This is a genomic window from Thalassolituus sp. UBA6592 (assembly GCF_002433655.1).
In the GTDB taxonomy this organism is placed as follows: Bacteria; Pseudomonadota; Gammaproteobacteria; order Pseudomonadales; family Oceanobacteraceae; genus Venatoribacter.
In genome coordinates, this window is record NZ_DJIO01000181.1 from 18,818 (window position 1) to 19,168 (window position 351).

The 351-nt window shown below is 42.5% G+C and carries 1 protein-coding gene; it reads right to left on the reverse strand.

Annotation, left to right across the window (positions count from 1 at the left end; translation table 11 throughout):
• Nucleotides 1-127 precede the first annotated feature (127 nt).
• Nucleotides 128-277 (reverse strand): hypothetical protein, encoded by a 150-nt coding sequence (locus B2Z72_RS18280; protein ID WP_297005494.1) that lies wholly within the window; start codon nt 275-277, stop codon nt 128-130.
• Between the last annotated feature and the right edge of the window lie 74 nt (nt 278-351).

The window sequence follows — 351 nt, forward strand, 5'->3', positions numbered from 1 at the left end:
AGAGAACAGAGAACAGAGAACAGACTATAGCCGGCATAAAAAAAGGGAAGCAATTACCAACTGGGTTATGCTTCCCTTGCGATCTGTGACTGCACTGCGATCGTGCAGCCACCAAACCTGCGGATCATTAACGACATTCGTACACTTTAACGCCAGCGTGACAACCATTAATATCCTGGGCTTCAGCATAGGCAGTTGATAACAGAGCGATAAAGAACAGAGCAAATACTTTTTTAATGATAAATTCCTTCTTAATATGCAGATTGGGTTTTGACAATTAACGGCATTCGTATACCTTAACGTTAGCGTGACATCCGTTTACATCCTGAGCTTCAGCATAAGCGGTTGATA